This is a genomic window from Lewinella cohaerens DSM 23179 (assembly GCF_000379805.1).
Lineage (GTDB): Bacteria > Bacteroidota > Bacteroidia > Chitinophagales > Saprospiraceae > Lewinella > Lewinella cohaerens.
Genome location: NZ_KB903545.1, coordinates 1 through 17,918, shown reverse-complemented (window position 1 = coordinate 17,918; position 17,918 = coordinate 1). Strand labels below are relative to the sequence as shown.

Genomic DNA, 17,918 nt, shown 5'->3' with positions numbered 1-17,918 from the left:
AGTTTACCAAACCCGGCTTCCCTGAAAATGAAGTTCCGTACGGGTCGTAGAATCAGGGTAGGCAAACCAGGCTCCCGCACTGAGGTACAGCGAATCCTGGGCTTTGGTCGTGTACATAAATACATCTTCGTAGCCCATACGAATAAAACCTTCTCGACCGAAGGAATAGCAGCCTTGGTCGGGGTAGTAGAAGTACATACCTAAGCTAATACCTAAGCGATAATAATATCCAGAAGATCCCGTTTCTGGAATACACCCCGGTTCACTGGGATATTTAATAAAAAGGTCAAACCCTCCACAAAAACAAAGTTCTGGCGGACACAAAAACTCAATTTCGATCTCCATCGGATCATCAGGAAACTCCTCAAAAGCACCATAATAAACTCCCCGAATGGGGTTGGTGCCGGGCTTTACAAAGGTGATCTCCCTGGTGCTGGTAGCTGTAAGAATACCCGCATCTACACAAGTAGAATCTTTCAGTCGCTCGGTAGTCAGGGTGATGGCAATGGTTTCGTTGGCGGCTTGGTCGCAGGAAAAATCCAACGAAAAAGTCCGTCCTTCCCAAGTTCGGGTATCGTTACCTACGGTCCAGGTATAGGAATCCGCAGTAGTGTCCAGGGCTTCAAAGCGGACTCCTCCGATAAAAGCAGTATCCATGATTTCCCAAAAGTAATCATCGGGAATCTCCTCAGGCAGTGGGCGGCGGAACTCTTCTTCTAGGAACTCCAAAGAATTGCCCATCCTGAAGGCGGCACTGGCGGGGTGTCGGCGGTTCCAGCACTCGTCGTAGTCGGGGCATTCCCAGTTGGTTTCGTCGGGGCATTCGTCGTCATCGCAGGCTAGGAAGATGGTTATTACTGCTAAAAAAATCAGCAGGCAGAGGTATTTACAGAAGTAGGGCATATTGCAAAGATTTTTAGAGGATGGTGATCTCAACTCTAGCAGTGATATCCAGCAGGGCAAAAGGTATACTTCTTAAGCTTAAGCTGTAGCAAAACCAGTCACCTGCTCCATCATCCTGGTTGCTAATGGCAATTAAATGTCGGCCTATTCGCGCCAGTAACTTCCCCTCCTTATCATAAAAAGTAACATTATATGTAGGGCCATTAAGCCGTTCTCTAGTAACCAAAGTAGGTTCACTGAGGGTAAATACCAGAAAAAACTCCTGGGAAGTATACCCTCCAGCAAAACCGCTCTGCCTTACGTCGCGGCCAGTGCCTCTTTCTATAATGTACTGGGTATTTATGGCGAGGGGGACGTTCGCGCTGGTCAGCTTGAAATTGGTTTCTATGGCGCCCATCTTTTCTAACAGCTTCTGAGCAGGAAGAAAAGGAACAATGCTAAAGGCAAAACAAAGCATTATCAATACTCTTAACATAGGTTTAATGGTTTTATCAAGGATAATTGGAAGGCATTTCCAAAATGCCTTCCAACGCTACTTTACTATCTAACGTACAAAACGGCAGACCGCTGTTCCTTCCCGCGTCTGTACCCTCAGCACGTAATTGCCGGAGGAAAGCCGCTGACCGGGTAAGTCAAAATAGTGTTTGCCCGCTAGCAGCGACTGCCCCTGGATCAGCACTTCGACGGTCCGGCCCGTCATATCAATAATACTGATGGTAACCATTTCGTCCGTTGGCAGCTCCAGTACAATAGAAGCGTAGTCGCCCACAGGGTTGGGACTAACGCTAATGCCTAATGGAAGCCCATCATTGCCTTTTAGCTCAGTGGCTGTAGGCAAGGGTACGGTGGATGTTTCTTCGGTATCCTGTATTGATTGGCTGGTGTTGGCGCGGTAATCATTGCTGCTACAAAAGGCCACCAGGTCTTCGTTGCTAGGAGGGATCGGGTCGCAATCTTGAAAATATTCCTTACTGTGTAGCCAAATTTCACCGCCTGATGCCTCGGGTGGATTAGCTAGCAAGGCAACCCCATCTTTTACCAGTACTTCTGGTGCAACGATCTCCACAAAAACATCTCCGAGAGCGGTGGTCGATTCGGGAAGGACTGTACCATCAGGCAGAATGATTTCTGGTTGAAAAAAGAAGTTGGCCAGCCGTTGATCACCTTCAATACTGACTTGGCGATAAGCAAAAACCAGCTCATCTTCTTGGTAATCGGTGGCACTTAGGATTAAGTCCGTCGGATAATTTGGCGTAAAGCCCGTTGCGGGTAAATTGGCCGTACTCTCGTATTGTATCGGCTGCACCTCCAGGCTTACGGGATAAGTATATTGCTGAAGGGCTTGGTAACCATTGTCAAAAGTATAAGCCACAAACAAAATAAGGTCTACCTGTAAATCAAGGGGCAGTTGGGTCGGAGGAGGCTCAAAGGGAAAATCAAGCTGCGCCACATAATCCCCAATACAGCCCAGTGGCAGCAGTGGACTCACAAAACCAATAGGATCATCATTGATCTGCGTGAGATTGGGAGAACCAGACGATTGGCTGCTAAGGTTATAAATTCGCAACATGGCATTGATTTCCGTTGCGCTTTCATTAATCTGCGCAGCAGGATTAAATACGTACTGAATACTACTCACATCCACGGAGAATTGAGCCGCCAAAAGCGGATTCCCAGGTAACTGTGCTCCAATGGGCTGCATATTCACTTTGGGTTTGCGCAACATGGCCATTCTGCCCAGCACTTCGTTATAGAGCGGGTAGTTGTCAGGATCGGTACAGTCGGTGGCACTGCCGGGGAGTGCGAATTCCGGGCCGCCGGAGGAGTAGTCGCCAGTAAGTGTCCCTCTGGTCACTTGTTCGCCCAACGTCAGGGTAGAGGATCCAAGTGCAGTAAGCTGCGACTGTGCCGAATCTAATCTCTTTTTCACGCCAGCTCCCCAGAGGTTCAAGCTACCTAGAAAAAGCTCGGCAGCTTCTTTACCTTTGATGGTCAATGGATCATCTTCTCCTATATCCAAAGTGGTTGTTACCAGTTTGATGGCTTTTAAAGCATCTCCACCTCCCGCTTTGAGTGCTATACTCAATACCTTGTCAAAAGCTTGAATACGATTGTACTCTTTCTTCAATTCGGCAACTTCACTCGATAAACTGCGATGATAAGAAATGAGTTGATCCCAGGTTTTAAAAGTACTCGTACCAGCAACTGCCCCATCAATACCTGCTAAAAATTCATCGGGTGCAGTACGGCTGTCTGCGTCAATTTTAACCACGGAAGCCAAAGGTTGCTCGGTAGCGGTATAGCGGCTGTAAAGATCGAGTTCTTGCTCGTCCACCAAGGCAAAGTTGAAGGATAAACTGGGGTTTGTACTTTGACAGGTACAAGGATCATACTCTACCGGAATATCGAAATAGGTAAATCGAAAGCTATTTTGGTAGTAAATATTAGTCATTTCTACTTCATCTAGGGATTCTTCATCTAGGGATTGGTTTCTTCCTAAAAAGGGACTCAATAACGCAGAAATATCGGCACTAGTAAACCTCGCTTTTACAGCCGTTGTGTTGTTAGGTGAACCGAGTTGCGCTTGAGTGGTAAAAACCCTAATAAAGGATTCGTACTTGTTGTAGAGCATGAAATAGACGTAGTTTTTATTGGGCCGGTATTCCATGTCCATAAACAAAATTTCCCAACCTTCTTCTACTTCAAAATCGTGGTAGGTCGTATAAAACGGTTCCGCTAGAAAGCTCATAGAAGGGCTTTCATCTTCCCAAAAAGGAGAACGAATCTCATTATTTGGTGGAACACTCGGTAAACCAGGAGCACTCTGAGTGACTGGAAGCATTTCCGTGCGCCAATCGAAAGTATTAATCAAGGTTGGACACTGGGGATTCACTGGCGCATCAGGATCAGTACTTATACCGTGATCACAAGGTTGAGCCAGTAGGGTAGACACCAGCAGACACGCCGTGAGTACCCCTAAAGTATATTTTAGGTACATCATTATTTTTAATTTTTAATAAAATAGTAGGATACCTATCCTAAAAAATGAGTGCAGACGACTAAGTAATTAGAATTACTCCTCCCGCACCCCAACAAATGCTTCTAGCGTCCTCTCAAAAGGTATGGTGGGACTTTGTGAATAACTTATATCCATGTCTACGCGGATACTGTCTTCACCATTAAGCCGAAGGAGGGCTGCTTGTACCTGAAGTGATCCGTAATCCAGTGGTAAATCACAACCGTGGGTTGCATTAACCGATAAAAAATTATGAATTCCCATAAAATTGTACTCAGCAAAGCGTATTCTAGTATCATTGCTACAACCATGATTCAGTAAGTTGTGATACACTAAAACAGATTCGCTGCAAAAGCAATCTTCACTCAAATTAGCCCAATCCATGCAGTTTATGTACTCTACCTCAAAAGTGTATTCCTCCTCAGGCTTACTCAAGAGATGACCGCGGTAACGGCCCTTAATTGCAGTATCTTCAATGGAAACGATTTCCAGTATTCTTGTCGTCGTTTCACTCGTTTGTGTCCAATCCACACAAGTCGTATCTCCTGGTCGGGTCACGGTCAAAGTAACAGGAATTTGCTCCCCTACAGTACTACAAGGAAAACTCATCGAGAAATCAGGGGTAAAACGGTCATTATCCGGGTTATCGCCCACCTGCCAGTGATAACTGGTAGCATTGCGATCGATCGCCGAAAAATTCACGTCCCCGTAGGTGGTTTTGCGTTCAAAAGGTACCGCAATAAAGCTGTCCTGTTGTAGCCAAACTCTTGCCCTAGCTGTACGGTACATGGTAAAGTCCGCAAAAACGGGCTCCTTGTCCCAGCAGGGGTCATAGTCGGGGCATTCCCAGTTGGTTTCGTCGGGGCATTCGTCGTCTTCACAACCCCAAAAAACCGTCGTACAAAACAAGCCCACCAGCAAAAGGAGGTTTAAATATTTATCAGATGCCATAATTGTCATTTTTAGCAATGGGGAAGAGTAAGTTCTTTATCCTTACTCCTCCTCCATGCAGTTTGCTAATATTTCGGTATCAATGCTTTTGTTGTGCCTTCAACACCGCATTCTCCGCCTCCAATTTCTCCAACCGCTTGTTCATCTCTATGAGGTGCAGGTAAAGTTCTTCGATTTTTTCCTGCTGGTTGGCGGTGGCGGCCCCCAGATTGATGCCTTGGGCTGCTACATCGCGGGCGCTGGGGGTGTTGGGCAGGTGGCCATTTTCGGCAATAAAGGCTTCTACCTGGGGCAGCGATAGCAAGTGGTACTCCGGGGCAAAGACGTAATCGGCCCACAGTTCGCGTACCCGCACCTCTTTGGTGAGGATGCCCCCTTCTACGTAGAGGCGGTAGGTGCTGATATCGGTACTTTCACCATCAAGGCTCGCAGGGGTGTCGCTGGTACCAATGGCTACGCGGCCATCGCCTTTAATGCGCATGAGGGTGTTGGTACCATCGTGGTTAAAGACGAGCTCTTCCTCCATGCCGTCGGCCAGTAGGTCCCAGCTGCCATCGGCGTCGGTATCGAGCCTAAGGGCGGCTTTTTTCTCATCGTGCAGGTGCATGCGCTGGGTAGGTGTGAGGGTGCCCACACCTGCATTGCCCTGGGCAGTAACGATCATGCGGGTATCATCGTTGATATTGAGCGAACCACCATCTTTGGTCGCCAGCCCCCAGCTGCCACTACCGTTGTTGTACATAACGATACCACCAGAACCTAGCGATTGGTAAGTCGTGGTGGTCACGGGGCGATAGCCCATCGCCAGAAACTGACCAGCGCTACCATAGCCCAGGTTCAACTGCTCGTTGGCGGTGCCGATGGAAAGCTGCTCTCCGAAGATACGCATCCCGGCACCGTTGAGGATCATCTTGCGGCTAAAAATAGTTTGAAGAAGTAATTTTAAATTCATGATCGAGTACGTTTTTAAATTTTAAATTAAACACAAATATGTAGCCCTCGTCGTATGACTATACGTCGGGGGAAGAAAAATACCGTCAGTCACTGGTAAAGGGGATGCACTTAATGCTCATAGCAAAGCCACAAACACATCATATGCTACCTCTTAAAAACCAGTTTTACAGTTGTCTAATCAAAAATTCTACGGGAATGCGATCAAAAAAGCGCAGCGAGAAAGCGGATTAAAAATTAAGTGTTTAAATTTATTTTTAGCGCTCTTAAATATTAAAAAATAATATAAGTCTGTTTTTTAAACTTTGCAAGTTTTGGTGTTTTTTTTCAAAAAAGGTGAGTTAGGGAGTTCGCAAAAAATAATCTACACACCTTGCTACAAATTTTCCTTTATCCATCATCAGATTTTCCTTGCGTAGCCCGCTATGCTGCTAAAAATCCGATTTGTCTAAAGAAAAATTTGCTACGCCCTTTGCGTAGATTATTTATTTCCTCATCCCTTACTTGAGTGGAGTAATCTCTACTGGTTCTACAAACTGGCCTTACCGGATGGTATTCTCCCACCTCCGACCCTGCGGGCCACCTTTGCCCGAGCGGAGGAGATGGGCAGGCCGTGGCCCAAATACCTTTGATGCGCAAGGCCAGATGCTGGAGTACGACGACAGAGTGGCGTAAGAGAGCTGCCCCCAAGCAGCTGGCGAACCGTAGACCGCAAAAATTGTTTTGTACCAACCTCACACTAATTTTATTACCTTTGGAGTATAACTAATAAGCCCAATCATGCTCGGAAAATTGTTTGCCGCCCTGGGGCGCTTTTTCTCTTCGCTTTTCGGCACCAATAAATCTGATGGTCCGACCTCCTCTGCCGGAACTACCAACTCAACAACCGGAAGCACACGGCCACCTACAACGCGACCAACCTTACCGCCGCCCGTCGTGGGACAGCCACAGGATGCCTCGGAGCTACAACCCGACACCGTCATTATTGTGGCCCACGAAATGGAGGAAGTGGTCATACTTCCCGGAGAACCTGATAAGGATTTTGACGAAAACATTTTCGAGGACAATCCTGCGGGTAATGAGCCTGTAGCTCCCGAGCCTGAACCGGAGCCCGAACCGGAGCCCGAACCGGCACCAACGCCTGCTCCAGCCCCCGAACCTACTCCTGCTCCACCCACCGGCCGTCAGCCTCGCTACTTGTGGTGCTTGGACAATGGTCACGGCAGCAAGACCGCCGGTAAGCGTAGCCCTATTTTTGATGATGGGGAAACGCAGTTTTTCGAATACGAATTCAATCGCGATATTGTTAAAAGGATTATTGCCAAGCTAGACGCTGAAGGCATAAAGTCTTTTAATGTTGTACCTGAAGTAAATACGGATAACTTTCTGCAAGGCCGCGTAGATCGCGCCAATAGCAAGGTGTCTGATTTACCAAAAATATTTGTTTCCGTACACGCCAATGCCGGCCCGGCAAGAAGCAGCAAACACTGGGCAGCCGATAGCATAAAGGGGGTCGAAACCTGGTTTTATCACGGTAGCAAAAAAGGCCAGCGCCTTGCCAGTGTCTTTCAGCGCCATATCGTAGAAGCTACCGGCTTTTCTAATCGTCACCTCAAGTCGCGACCCGATAGCCAGTTCTACGTTTTACGTAAAACAATGATGACGGCAGTGCTGACCGAGAATGGTTTTTACAACAACAGAAATGAAGCCCTGGAACTCATGAAAGACAGTGTGCGTCAGCAAATTGCCGATGCTCATGTAGCTGCAATCATTGAGGTCGAGGAAAATGGCATCTAAGCCAAATAAAAAACAGCCGGGGCAGGATTTCCGTACCTGCCCCAACTGCTATTACCCATTGCCCCGCTTTGGGCAATATTGCTCGCATTGTGGGCAGAAATATACCGACGGCAAAATCACGATCAAAGAACTGATCGGTGATTTTCTTTCCAACACCCTCAATTTTGACGCCAAAATATGGCGTACCCTCCTTGCTCTACTCGTACCAGGAAAACTAACGATCGCATTTTTTCAAGGGCATCAACAACGTTTCATTCGCCCGTTGCGATTATTTTTCACTTTTGCACTAGTTGCTATTGCAGCCATTAGCTTTCTGGAATCCGCGTTTACCGAAGATCTTTTTCTGGATATAGATGATAACTTCAGCGCCGATATCCACTACCGGCAATTTTTAGAAAAGCTGGACTCCAATACACTGCTACTAAAAAACCAATTCCCTTCAGAAAACCATCCTCCACTCGATAGCCTTCAGCTACTGATGTACAAAAACCAGAAAGACTCCCTGGATATTGGCGTTCATGTTAATTGGAATGAACCTGATGAAGACTTTATTACTGGTTTTAAAATTGATAAAAAAGACATTGGAGAAATGTCTATAGATTCTCTCTTAAACCATTACGAAGTAGAGACCTTCTGGGACAGGTTAATCCTACGTCAAAGTATTCGCCTTCAACAGCAAGGAGAAGACCTGGGCAACTACATCCTCAATCAAACGGTGTGGATGATGCTTCTGATGATGCCCATTTTGGCCCTTTTTCTTAAGCTCTTTTACGTAAGACGCTCCTTTTATTATGTAGAACATCTCATATTTTCTTTTCATACCCACGCCTTTCTATTCTTGCTGCTGGTCATTATAATGTTACTCGACAATGTAAGCGCACTCGCAAACCATATGGATGCTATTTGGGTCTTTGGCCTTTTAAGTATGCAAGTTTACTTTTTCATAGCCCTGCGGAGGGTTTACAAGCAGTCTCGATTCAAGACTTTCGTCAAGTTCAGCTTGCTCAACCTCCTTTACCTCACCACTTTTTTCATCGCTTTAATCATTACTATTCTACTAGCGGCATTGCTTTACTAATGCTCTGCCGCCGTAAATAGGCCGCTATATATTAGTTCCTTTTTTGGGCAAACCCAATTTCCCAACTACCTTTGATCCCTTCACGATCATAACCCTGGATATCATGACCTACGAAACGGTTATCGGTTTAGAAATACACGTTCAGCTTAGTACCCAAAGCAAAGCATTTTGTAGCGATAGCATTCAATTTGGAAGTGCTCCCAACACCCAGGTTAGCGCTATCTCATTGGGCCACCCCGGCACGCTGCCTCGCCTCAACAAGCAGCAGCTAGATTATGCGATTCGATTGGCATTGGCCCTTGGTAGCAAGATCAACCTCAGGAATACCTTTGATCGAAAAAACTACTTCTACGCCGACCTCCCCAAAGGCTATCAAATCACCCAGGATGCGCAACCCGTTTGTGTAGGCGGCGAAATTGAGGTTATTGTTGAGGGTAAACCCAAAAAGATTCGTATTCACCATATCCACATGGAGGAAGACGCGGGCAAATCAATGCACGACAGCGATGATCCGTATAGCTATATTGACCTAAACCGAGCAGGTACTCCCCTACTGGAAATCGTAACAGAACCCGACCTGCGTTCCGCAGCGGAAGTTGATGCGCTGATGACCACCATGCGGCAATTGGTGCGCTATCTCAACATTTCTGACGGAAACATGCAGGAAGGAAGTATGCGTTGTGATTGTAATGTTTCTATCCGTCCTTTGGGCGCTGATTATTATGGCAACCGCTGTGAGGTCAAAAACCTCAACTCCATGCGCTACGCGCGCAAGGCCATCCAATATGAAGTACAGCGGCAAATAAAGATCGTCGAAGCTGGAGGCACTGTAGCGCAACAAACACTCAATTTTGACCCGTCTACTGGTGTTACCACCCCGCTACGCTCTAAGGAAGATGCACATGATTATCGTTACTTTCCTGAGCCCGACCTGCCCCCTGTCGTTCTAACGGAAGCGCAAGTAGCTGCCATCAAAAAAGAAATGCCCGACCTGCCCAAAGAGGTACGTCAGCAGTTGGTTACCGAATATCAGCTTTCCGAATACAATGCCGATCTACTGACTGTAGAACCAGAGCCTGCTCGCTTTTTTCTGGCTTTAGCGAAAGCAACTACCAGCTACGATGCTGCCGCCAATTTGATGATTAACAAGATTTTGCCTTGGTCAAAAGAGGAAGGTAAGCCACTGACTGCGCTACCGCTTTCTTACGCCCAGCTAGCGGAATTCATCGCCTTGATTGAAGAAGGAAAAGTTAGTAATTCTATCGCCTATCAAGAATTATTTTCGGCAATGCTCAATGCACCGGAACAATCGGCAGCAAACTTGGCGCAAGTCAACAACTGGCTCCAATCAGATGATGAAGACGAAATGAGCAACTGGGTTGAAACAGCGATAACCGATTTTCCTGATAAAGTAAAAGCTTACCAAAGTGGCAAGAAAGGCCTCATTGGCTTTTTTATGGGAGAAGTCATGAAGGTATCCAAAGGCAAAGCAGACCCTAAGAAAGTCAATCAACTGCTGCGGGAGCGATTGGGCTAATGGAGTGCTTCGCGCCGCATCCCTCTACTAAGCGTTCTCGTCTAAATCTTGTTTAATCTCCAAGAGAAAAGAGCGCAAATTACGCAAGGAAGAAAGCGTATCCGCCTTTTCTTTATCGAATTGTTGCTGGCGAACAATTTCGTGTTTGGCTCCATCAAGGGTAAAGCCACGCTCCTTTACCAGACTGTGGATCAGCGAAAATTGTTCAATATTTTTCGGTGTAAACCGGCGATCTCCCTTACTGTTCTTGTGCGGGCGTAGGAAATCAAATTCGTTCTCCCAAAATCGGATGAGTGATTTAGAGACCTCGAACATCTCGGCAACCTCGCCGATAGTGTAGTAACGCTTATTGAGGGGCAGATCAGGCATAGTGCAAGGTAATAAAAATTAAAAAGGGCTTAGCAGTTTTAACCACTAAGCCCTCCGGGTTAAGATTACTAAATCCTAAGCAGGGAAAGGAATCGTCAACTCCTGATCAGGGTGAATCACATCAGGATTCTTCAGGATATCTGTATTGGCATTGAAGATACGCATGTAATCACCTGCCTTACCGTAGTACTGCTTTGAAATTTTACCTAGTGTATCGCCACTTTTCACAGTGTGCTTAGCGAAGTGATCAGTTTGAGCAACTTTGATGTCTGCCATCAAATCACTAGGGCTGTCTCCACCAATCTCTTTGATCTTATCCCAAAGAAGGTTTTTGTGGTACTGATTTGCAGCAACACCACCCATCTTTAGGCGGCCATCAGTTTCTTCAACGAAGCCTTCCTGGATACCTAATTCTTCTCCAAGGTTTAAAACGGAACGATATTTGTCTTGAATAGACATATTTTAATTGATTTTTTAGGTAAAAAAATATTCTCTTAGTTATTGATTGAGACGGAACCAAGTAATAAAAGTAACAAGGGATCGTTACCTTCTTCGTTCTACTCGTCTCAATGATAATAAAGTTATCTGAAACTTTACAAAACTTCTGACGAAAAATCACCTACCGGTCACACTTATTAATGACAATAAAAACGACAAAATGCCGGTAATTATAAAAATTTGTGCTGTACTTCTTTTAATGATGCTGGTTCGGTGCCCCTCCGTAGCCCAGCAAATGAGTTCCCGTTTGGCAAGTTTGTCCTTCAATTGTACAGAAGGAAATACACTCATCAAGAACAAATCCAAGCGGCGCATGATCAGTGCCAAGGAAAAAACTTTTCTTTCTTTGGGGCTTGAATACAAACGTGTAACAACCCTGGCTGACCCAACTGCACTAACCATTGAGAAGCAATATCGAATAGGTTTGCCTTTGCTAGCGGGCTACCGACTGGGCAGCTATACCTTTGAGGCTGGTGGCTTCTTTGGGGTAAACATGTGCCGACCACAGGAAAGCTTCTGGTTTGCAAACCCCGAAACAGCTGATGGTACGATCGACCGCAGCTTGAGCCCTGCCGCTACCTTGATGCTAGGAATTGCTTATAGCTTCAACGATTCCGGTAGCTTAAACCTCCGTTATCTTCACCTGGATGACCTCCCCGACACCAATATCCTGGGCAATGTCCAACTCGGATGGACTTGGAGTTGGTAACCATTTACCCTTTCTTTTGAATGATTTAGCGTTAAAGAAAATTTACCGTTAAACTTTTGGCGGTCTTTGCGTAAAGCTTGTGCTATTTTTGCAGCATGAATAGTTTATCCCGTTTTTTGCGCCGTCTGGTTCAGCACCAAACAACACTACTACTGCTCCTCGTAGCATTTGCATGCTGGCAGTGTGCCAATCCTATTGCACCAACCGGTGGCCCTCGTGACGAACAACCTCCTCGGATTGATTCACTACGCTCTACCCCCAACCTTCAAACAAACTTTTATCCAACCACCATCCAGCTTACCTTTGATGAATGGATCAAACTGGAGCAAGCCAATCAGCAGGTCGTTATCTCGCCTCCTTTACAAGGGTACAAAGTGAGCCTCAAAGGAAAAAGTGTTATTGTCGATTTCGGTGACCAGGATACACTCCGCGAGAATGTAACCTACGTTATCCAGTTTGGTGAAGCCGTAAAAGACCTGACAGAAAGTAACTCCGCAGAAAACCTCCGTTTTGTTTTTTCCACAGGCCCTTACATTGACTCTCTCGAAGTTCAGGGGCAAGTCATTGATGCATATACTTCAGAACCGGTTGAAGGCGCCCTGGTAATGCTGTATGACAACTTGGCGGATTCTGTATTCCGTACCGAAAAACCGTTCTACTTTGGGCGCACCAATGAGCAGGGACAATTTCTTATATCCAACCTCAGAGCGGGTAACTACAAGCTCACAGCCCTTAAGGATAGTGACGCCAACTACCGCTACAGTCAGGCTTCAGAAGCTATTGCTTTCTTCTCGGAACCGATCAACATTACGACAGATTCCGTCCCTCCTATCAGTTTACGCCTCTTTCAAGAAACCATACCCTTAAAAATAGCCGAAGTAGATTCTTCCATTTGGGGGCGGTTAAAGTTAGTTTTCAACCGACTCCCCTTGCAAGATTTGACTTTACGAAGCGACGTACCCTACCTTCAAGCGATGGAAGTAGACTCCATGCTGTTTTGGTACCAAGCTGATGGCCCTTGGAACTTGTACGCCAACAGTGACACCCTGCTATCTGATACCATTCGGGTACCTGCGGCATCTGTCGATGCTGCTTCTCGAAAGCTTCCTCCTTTGGCCTTAAAACCTTTGCCTGGTGCTGCCACACAATCCGTCACCTTAGGCTTCAATCGTCCTGTCCAAAGTATTGACACCGCCTTGGTATTCCTCCGGCAGGATACATTACTTGATAAGATACCGTTTCGTTGGGAAGTAGACACGACCAAACATCGGCAGTTTTTGCTGCAAAACAATTGGCAACCGAGAGCCAATTACGAACTTTCGCTGTATCCAGGTGCCGTTACTGATTACTGGGGAGTAACCAATACCGACACCCTCTCTAAAAAATGGACTGGGGGTGATCCTAAAAGGCTTGGCAACCTCAGTATTTCTTTTTCAACCAACGATAGTACCACAACCTATTTCGTGCGATTACTGATCAAAGGGAAACCTCCCGTTGCCCTTTTTAGCTTGAATGGAGAACGAACCTACAATCGCCAATTCAAGGCACTCCCCCCAGGCGAATATATTGTAGAGATCATTGAGGATACGAACCAAAACCAGCAATGGGATACAGGTAACTATTCAAATAAACAACAACCAGAACGGATTGTGATTCGCCCACTGGAAACCTTAAGAGCTAACTGGGACTTAGAGGCAATTATAGATTTAGCTGATCTTTTCCAGAATTAAACCATTAACTTTTAAGCATTAAGGTGTTTTTCCTAACACTTAGCCCCTTATCTTTGAATTATAAGGACAGACACTCACAAAAAACATACAATCCAATCATCATTTATGATGAGAGGAACTATACAAATAAGCACGGTATTACAGACTACTTTTTGCACCCAGCTTTTTAGTTGGGTGCCTTTTTTTTGCCTACTCTGATCATGATTATATGATAGCCAACCAAGGTTGCCGAGTCGCTGTTGCCTGTAGCCATCGTTCAATATGAAAGAACGAATAATAGTATAGAATAGGATCAAATGGATAATTTGCCACTTCCAACAACGCATTCGCGGTTAACTCATCTTTAGAAAAGGGTTCCTTACTAATACTGGCAAACAAGCCCAAATGAAAATTATAGAGCAACGAAAAATCTCCCTTGCCCTTTTTCTTCAGCTGCCTTTTGAAATAGTTAATTCGCTGCTTTAATTTCTCATGATTACCTGACTCTACCCACATAATGAGTTCCAACAAATCAACACAAAGATTCAATGATTCATCTTTAGTCACCTTACTCTTCCGGTAAGCAACAATATAACTTTCTGCCGATACATACTGACCCTTCAACAAATAAGCGACGGCAAGAACTACATAAATTTTCAACACCGTACGAAAAGCACCTAATTGATAAACGGCCAAATGCTGTTCGCTCTCACTGGCCAAAGCCCCAATGATTCGATCCCACTGCTTATGCTGATAATTAACCCTGATTCGGGCCCACAAAAAATAGATATAATGGGGAGAATATTGCGGATAACGAGCAATAACATGCCTGGCTTGCAAAGCAATCGTTTCAACGTAGTTTATTGACAATAAGCGCCGAGCAGGGCCAGCGGCATGTTTCAAAGCTGTTAAATACCCCAGCGGCAAATTCTCCTTTAAAGACGGCTCCTGCTTGTACACTTCTAGTATCTGTTCTCTATAGCTGGCAGCAGTTGCCTCATCCCCCAATAGCTCTGCACAAATAGTCATATTCTGCATCCAGGCCATTCTACTACCAACATCCATGTATTCCGCATCCAGACCTTCCAATGTCTTTTTCAATTCCTGAAGAACCTTATGCCTGGCAGGAGTAAAAGAATTCCAATCCTCCAATTTTCGCTGAATGGCTGACAACTGCAGCTTCTGATACAGAACCCTTTGTAGATGAACCAACTCTTCGTAATGATCATTAGCTTCAGGGTCTGAGAAATCAAGCTCCAAATGCTGGATTTCATGCAGCCGCTCTCTCACTTCATAATGATACAAGGTGAAGCCATAGCGGCTACAAAGACGTTCCAGCTGCCCCAACTTCTTGCTTGCTTCAGCAAAATGCTCCCGCTCCAACAGCAAGTCTACTTCTTCTAACCCTATCCGAATCCTAGACTTTACACTACGTTTACTACTATTGGCCACCCAGCTTTTCATAATAAGTTCTTGCAACTGGTGTTTCAAGACCTTAAATTGAGTAGCTTTTACATCCAAGCATTCACGCGCAGCCAATTCATCATAAACTTGTTGGCTATTAAGTACATCGAAAAGGAGGGTAAGTTGACTACCCGACGAACCAAAATGGGTTTTAAAATACCGCTTTTCGGCTGGCGTCAATCCCTTTATCAGGTCCCATAAATGTGACGTAGGAGTATTCATTACACGAAAAAGACATTTTCATGCAATTTAAACAATTAACTTTTAAAACAACAAGCACATCAACTATGAAACACTTAATTACTCGCTAGAAAAAATTTCGCAAAAAACAAGACCAGCAAAATGGCCAATGCCCAGAGTACCCAGCGCCAGTTTTGATCTTCATCAGTGATTCCTGAATCTTCCCACATCTCTGCCTCTTTAAGAACAGAAACAGCATGCTCAAAATCACGTTCCCTAATATGAAGACCTATCCACCCTTGCCCTGTAGGCAACATAGTCTGGGCATTAGAGCTTGTTATAAAACTCGGGATGCCCGCCTGGCGCAAGGAGAGCGCAGCCAATTGGGCTTCCGCATCAAAATAAAAATAGCGGAGAACCATTGTTGGCTCGTCTCCTGGTTCCCAGTAGTCAAGTATCGTAGTCGTTGACATTATGCTTCTTCGCCTTCCGCCTGAACAGCCGCCGCATTTATTTTAGCGATTTCCAGGTCAATAAAATAAAGGCTCTGAGGGCCATTGCCAATCAACTTTATTTTATCTAAAATAGAACGCATTAGTGCTTCTTCTTCGCGTTGCTCATTCACATACCATTGCAAAAAGACGCCTGTGCTATGGTCATTCTCTTTATTAGACAGTGCAACCAATTCATTAATAGAAGCAGTCACCTTTTGTTCATGCTCATAAACCGTCTGAAACAACTCCTGAACAGAACTAAACTCATGAGGCGGCTGCTTAATTTCAGGTGTCAGTGCATGGCCATCCACCTCTGAGATATAATCAAAAATTTTCAACATGTGCATCCGCTCTTCTGCAGACTGCCGATGCATAAACAAAGCACAGCCTTCCATTCCTTCACGGTCACACCAAGAAGCCATAGACAAGTAAAGAAAAGAAGCATAACCTTCTAAAGAAATTTGCTGATTCAAGGCAGCAACCATCGCATTCGAAATCATAAATATATTTTTAACTCAATCTTACGCTAAATCAAGTCCTAAAAGTAAACCCTAAATGGTAATTTATAGTTGTACAGATGATGAATATATACAAAAAATACCACATCACGGATCGTGACCTCGATCGTATTATCGAAATGGCATGGGAAGACCGCACTCCTTTTGATGCCATCAAGGATCAATTTGGCTTGAGTGAGGCCGAAGTCATTAAATTGATGCGCCGTGAAATGCATCCTCGCAACTGGCGAAAGTGGCGAGCCAGAGTCCAAGGCAGAAGTACCAAGCACCGTCAAAAAAGCGCCAATGGTGTAGATCGTTTCAAAGCCAAAGCACAGCGCCATATTTCTTTAAATAAAATCAACAAGCGAAAGTAGTAATTACAGCTTCTTGAGTTTTTTTTACCTTTGCGTCACAACCAAAAAACCACTACTTCACGATGCAACCAACTCTTGTAATTCTTGCAGCCGGAATGGGAAGTCGCTACGGCGGCCTGAAACAAATTGACGGTGTTGGCCCAAACGAAGAGCCGATCATTGAATATTCTATCTACGATGCTATCAGGGCTGGTTTTGGCAAGGTGGTTTTCATTATCCGCCGGGATATAGAGGATGCTTTTAAAGCCAAATTCGCCGGGAAATTTGAAGACAAAATTGCCGTCGATTACGTCTTTCAGGAAAAAGACAGCTTCGTACCTGCTGGTACCAGCATCGACTATCGCGAAAAACCCTGGGGTACTGCTCACGCAATGTTGGTAGCCAAAACAGCCGTCAACGAGCCTTTTGCTGTTATCAATGCAGATGACTATTATGGCGTCGATGCTTTCAAAACCATCCATCGTTTCCTTACGCAAGAATGCACCCCTCAGCTTCATGCCATGGTGGGCTACATCCTCCGCAATACCCTTTCTGACCACGGCACTGTCAACCGGGGGGTTGCAACGACGACTCCCGATGGCTACCTTGACGGTATCGAAGAGCGCTTGAAAATTGGCCAACGTGGCGACAGTGTTTCCTACCTGGAAGAAGATCAAGCTCACGAACTCAGCATCGACAGCGTCGTAAGCATGAACTTCTTTGGCTTCCATCCCGCCATTTTTGAGCAATCGGAGAAGATGTTCCATGAATTCGTAGCCGAAACAGCAGGGCAACCTCGCGCAGAATTCTTGATCCCCAAAGTCATCGACACACTCATTCAAGCAGGCGAAGCAAAAATGAGCGTCCTCACCAGTGATGAACGCTGGTATGGCGTTACCTACCAAGAAGACAAACCCAAAGTAGTAGAAGCCTTCAAAGGACTACTGGAACGCGGCGTGTATCCGACAAACCTTTGGTAATCAAAAAAACAGATTAGCTAGTTGCTAAACCAACTAAACTTTTCCCAAAAAGAGGGCATCATCATCTATGGAGCCCTCTTTTTATTTTGGGCCGTGCCATCGTTCCTCGGCACCAGGCTGTTCGCTCTTTCCGCTCTTTAGGGTCGGGTTTAAAACCCGACCCTAAAGAGCGGAACCGCTTCCATCCCTCGTCCTAGGTCGCTCCGCGCCCCGCGCTCCGGCCTAAAGGCCTGCGCGCTCGTTTGGTGGTGATGAGGGGGTCGTTAATGGCATGAACAAGGCAAATTCATGAACAAGGCAAATTCATGAATTTGCCCTTAGGTTAAAACAAAAAAGCGGCGGCACCCCTAAGGATACCGCCGCCTGTTGCTATCGTATGATCAAGAAGAGGTAGCAACTCACCCCTCCTTCAATTATCGTTAATTACTT

At 45.6% G+C, this 17,918-nt stretch carries 17 protein-coding genes; 7 read left to right on the top strand and 10 right to left on the bottom strand.

Going from position 1 to position 17,918, the window contains the following annotated elements; all coding sequences use genetic code 11:
• Nucleotides 1-3 precede the first annotated feature (3 nt).
• From A3EU_RS0114145 to A3EU_RS32840, 5 genes are all read right to left on the bottom strand, one after another.
• Nucleotides 4-903: a hypothetical protein gene (locus A3EU_RS0114145; protein WP_020536832.1), complete on the bottom strand. Its 900-nt coding sequence runs from the start codon at nucleotides 901-903 to the stop codon at nucleotides 4-6.
• 13 nt (nucleotides 904-916) lie between these two features.
• On the bottom strand, nucleotides 917-1,378 hold the full coding sequence (locus tag A3EU_RS0114140; protein WP_156825769.1) for a hypothetical protein: 462 nt from the start codon (nucleotides 1,376-1,378) through the stop codon (nucleotides 917-919).
• 69 nt (nucleotides 1,379-1,447) lie between these two features.
• The gene (locus A3EU_RS0114135; RefSeq protein WP_020536830.1) at nucleotides 1,448-3,904 is read right to left on the bottom strand and encodes a T9SS type A sorting domain-containing protein; all 2,457 of its coding nucleotides are present in this window, start codon (nucleotides 3,902-3,904) and stop codon (nucleotides 1,448-1,450) included.
• 72 nt (nucleotides 3,905-3,976) lie between these two features.
• Nucleotides 3,977-4,870: a hypothetical protein gene (locus tag A3EU_RS0114130; protein WP_020536829.1), complete on the bottom strand. Its 894-nt coding sequence runs from the start codon at nucleotides 4,868-4,870 to the stop codon at nucleotides 3,977-3,979.
• Nucleotides 4,871-4,949: 79 nt separating this feature from the next.
• Entirely contained in the window at nucleotides 4,950-5,822 is an 873-nt protein-coding gene (locus A3EU_RS32840; RefSeq protein ID WP_020536828.1) for a hypothetical protein, read from the bottom strand.
• 779 nt (nucleotides 5,823-6,601) lie between these two features.
• Between A3EU_RS32840 and A3EU_RS34280 the strand changes: the two genes are divergently transcribed.
• From A3EU_RS34280 to gatB, 3 genes are all read left to right on the top strand, one after another.
• The gene (locus A3EU_RS34280; protein ID WP_020536827.1) at nucleotides 6,602-7,618 is read left to right on the top strand and encodes an N-acetylmuramoyl-L-alanine amidase; all 1,017 of its coding nucleotides are present in this window, start codon (nucleotides 6,602-6,604) and stop codon (nucleotides 7,616-7,618) included.
• Complete coding sequence (locus A3EU_RS0114115) at nucleotides 7,608-8,696, top strand: DUF3667 domain-containing protein (protein WP_020536826.1); 1,089 nt, start codon at nucleotides 7,608-7,610, stop codon at nucleotides 8,694-8,696. Before A3EU_RS34280 ends, A3EU_RS0114115 begins: the two co-directional genes overlap by 11 nt.
• Nucleotides 8,697-8,799: 103 nt before the next feature.
• On the top strand, nucleotides 8,800-10,233 hold the full coding sequence (gene gatB / locus A3EU_RS0114110; RefSeq protein WP_044085952.1) for an Asp-tRNA(Asn)/Glu-tRNA(Gln) amidotransferase subunit GatB: 1,434 nt from the start codon (nucleotides 8,800-8,802) through the stop codon (nucleotides 10,231-10,233).
• 27 nt (nucleotides 10,234-10,260) lie between these two features.
• Here gatB and A3EU_RS0114105 read toward each other — a convergent pair whose 3' ends face one another.
• Both A3EU_RS0114105 and A3EU_RS35275 read right to left on the bottom strand, forming a co-directional pair.
• Nucleotides 10,261-10,602, bottom strand: coding sequence for a MerR family transcriptional regulator (locus A3EU_RS0114105; RefSeq protein ID WP_020536824.1), 342 nt, complete (start codon nucleotides 10,600-10,602; stop codon nucleotides 10,261-10,263).
• Nucleotides 10,603-10,677: 75 nt separating this feature from the next.
• Nucleotides 10,678-11,061: a LysM peptidoglycan-binding domain-containing protein gene (locus A3EU_RS35275; RefSeq protein WP_020536823.1), complete on the bottom strand. Its 384-nt coding sequence runs from the start codon at nucleotides 11,059-11,061 to the stop codon at nucleotides 10,678-10,680.
• Between the two features lie 199 nt (nucleotides 11,062-11,260).
• Between A3EU_RS35275 and A3EU_RS0114095 the strand changes: the two genes are divergently transcribed.
• On the top strand, nucleotides 11,261-11,809 hold the full coding sequence (locus A3EU_RS0114095) for a porin family protein (protein ID WP_020536822.1): 549 nt from the start codon (nucleotides 11,261-11,263) through the stop codon (nucleotides 11,807-11,809).
• Nucleotides 11,810-11,904: 95 nt separating this feature from the next.
• Complete coding sequence (locus A3EU_RS0114090) at nucleotides 11,905-13,539, top strand: Ig-like domain-containing protein (protein WP_020536821.1); 1,635 nt, start codon at nucleotides 11,905-11,907, stop codon at nucleotides 13,537-13,539.
• A gap of 204 nt (nucleotides 13,540-13,743) precedes the next feature.
• On the opposite strand, the gene A3EU_RS0114085 is transcribed toward A3EU_RS0114090, so the two are convergent.
• The 3 genes from A3EU_RS0114085 to A3EU_RS0114075 form a co-directional block, all read right to left on the bottom strand.
• The gene (locus A3EU_RS0114085; RefSeq protein WP_020536820.1) at nucleotides 13,744-15,204 is read right to left on the bottom strand and encodes a hypothetical protein; all 1,461 of its coding nucleotides are present in this window, start codon (nucleotides 15,202-15,204) and stop codon (nucleotides 13,744-13,746) included.
• Between the two features lie 74 nt (nucleotides 15,205-15,278).
• Nucleotides 15,279-15,635 (bottom strand): hypothetical protein, encoded by a 357-nt coding sequence (locus A3EU_RS0114080; RefSeq protein WP_020536819.1) that lies wholly within the window; start codon nucleotides 15,633-15,635, stop codon nucleotides 15,279-15,281.
• Entirely contained in the window at nucleotides 15,635-16,156 is a 522-nt protein-coding gene (locus A3EU_RS0114075) for a ferritin (RefSeq protein ID WP_020536818.1), read from the bottom strand. The genes A3EU_RS0114080 and A3EU_RS0114075 overlap by 1 nt, the downstream gene beginning before the upstream one ends.
• Before the next feature lie 77 nt (nucleotides 16,157-16,233).
• Here A3EU_RS0114075 and A3EU_RS0114070 point away from each other — a divergent pair, with 77 nt between their 5' ends.
• Nucleotides 16,234-16,530, top strand: coding sequence for a TIGR03643 family protein (locus A3EU_RS0114070; RefSeq protein ID WP_020536817.1), 297 nt, complete (start codon nucleotides 16,234-16,236; stop codon nucleotides 16,528-16,530).
• Between the two features lie 62 nt (nucleotides 16,531-16,592).
• Nucleotides 16,593-17,489, top strand: a complete 897-nt coding sequence (locus A3EU_RS0114065; RefSeq protein ID WP_020536816.1) for a nucleotidyltransferase family protein — start codon at nucleotides 16,593-16,595, stop codon at nucleotides 17,487-17,489.
• The last annotated feature ends 429 nt before the right edge of the window (nucleotides 17,490-17,918 follow it).

Bases quoted from the DNA above. Each gene is read 5' to 3' on its own strand.
- A3EU_RS0114115 (WP_020536826.1), top strand. From the start codon at position 7,608: ATGGCATCTAAGCCAAATAAAAAACAGCCGGGGCAGGATTTCCGTACC.
- A3EU_RS0114070 (WP_020536817.1), top strand. From the start codon at position 16,234: ATGATGAATATATACAAAAAATACCACATCACGGATCGTGACCTCGAT.
- A3EU_RS0114065 (WP_020536816.1), top strand. From the start codon at position 16,593: ATGCAACCAACTCTTGTAATTCTTGCAGCCGGAATGGGAAGTCGCTAC.
- gatB (WP_044085952.1), top strand. From the start codon at position 8,800: ATGACCTACGAAACGGTTATCGGTTTAGAAATACACGTTCAGCTTAGT.
- A3EU_RS0114135 (WP_020536830.1), bottom strand. From the start codon at position 3,904: ATGATGTACCTAAAATATACTTTAGGGGTACTCACGGCGTGTCTGCTG.
- A3EU_RS0114105 (WP_020536824.1), bottom strand. From the start codon at position 10,602: ATGCCTGATCTGCCCCTCAATAAGCGTTACTACACTATCGGCGAGGTT.
- A3EU_RS0114090 (WP_020536821.1), top strand. From the start codon at position 11,905: ATGAATAGTTTATCCCGTTTTTTGCGCCGTCTGGTTCAGCACCAAACA.
- A3EU_RS34280 (WP_020536827.1), top strand. From the start codon at position 6,602: ATGCTCGGAAAATTGTTTGCCGCCCTGGGGCGCTTTTTCTCTTCGCTT.
- A3EU_RS32840 (WP_020536828.1), bottom strand. From the start codon at position 5,822: ATGAATTTAAAATTACTTCTTCAAACTATTTTTAGCCGCAAGATGATC.
- A3EU_RS0114145 (WP_020536832.1), bottom strand. From the start codon at position 903: ATGCCCTACTTCTGTAAATACCTCTGCCTGCTGATTTTTTTAGCAGTA.
- A3EU_RS35275 (WP_020536823.1), bottom strand. From the start codon at position 11,061: ATGTCTATTCAAGACAAATATCGTTCCGTTTTAAACCTTGGAGAAGAA.
- A3EU_RS0114085 (WP_020536820.1), bottom strand. From the start codon at position 15,204: ATGAATACTCCTACGTCACATTTATGGGACCTGATAAAGGGATTGACG.
- A3EU_RS0114095 (WP_020536822.1), top strand. From the start codon at position 11,261: ATGCCGGTAATTATAAAAATTTGTGCTGTACTTCTTTTAATGATGCTG.
- A3EU_RS0114075 (WP_020536818.1), bottom strand. From the start codon at position 16,156: ATGATTTCGAATGCGATGGTTGCTGCCTTGAATCAGCAAATTTCTTTA.
- A3EU_RS0114140 (WP_156825769.1), bottom strand. From the start codon at position 1,378: ATGTTAAGAGTATTGATAATGCTTTGTTTTGCCTTTAGCATTGTTCCT.
- A3EU_RS0114130 (WP_020536829.1), bottom strand. From the start codon at position 4,870: ATGGCATCTGATAAATATTTAAACCTCCTTTTGCTGGTGGGCTTGTTT.
- A3EU_RS0114080 (WP_020536819.1), bottom strand. From the start codon at position 15,635: ATGTCAACGACTACGATACTTGACTACTGGGAACCAGGAGACGAGCCA.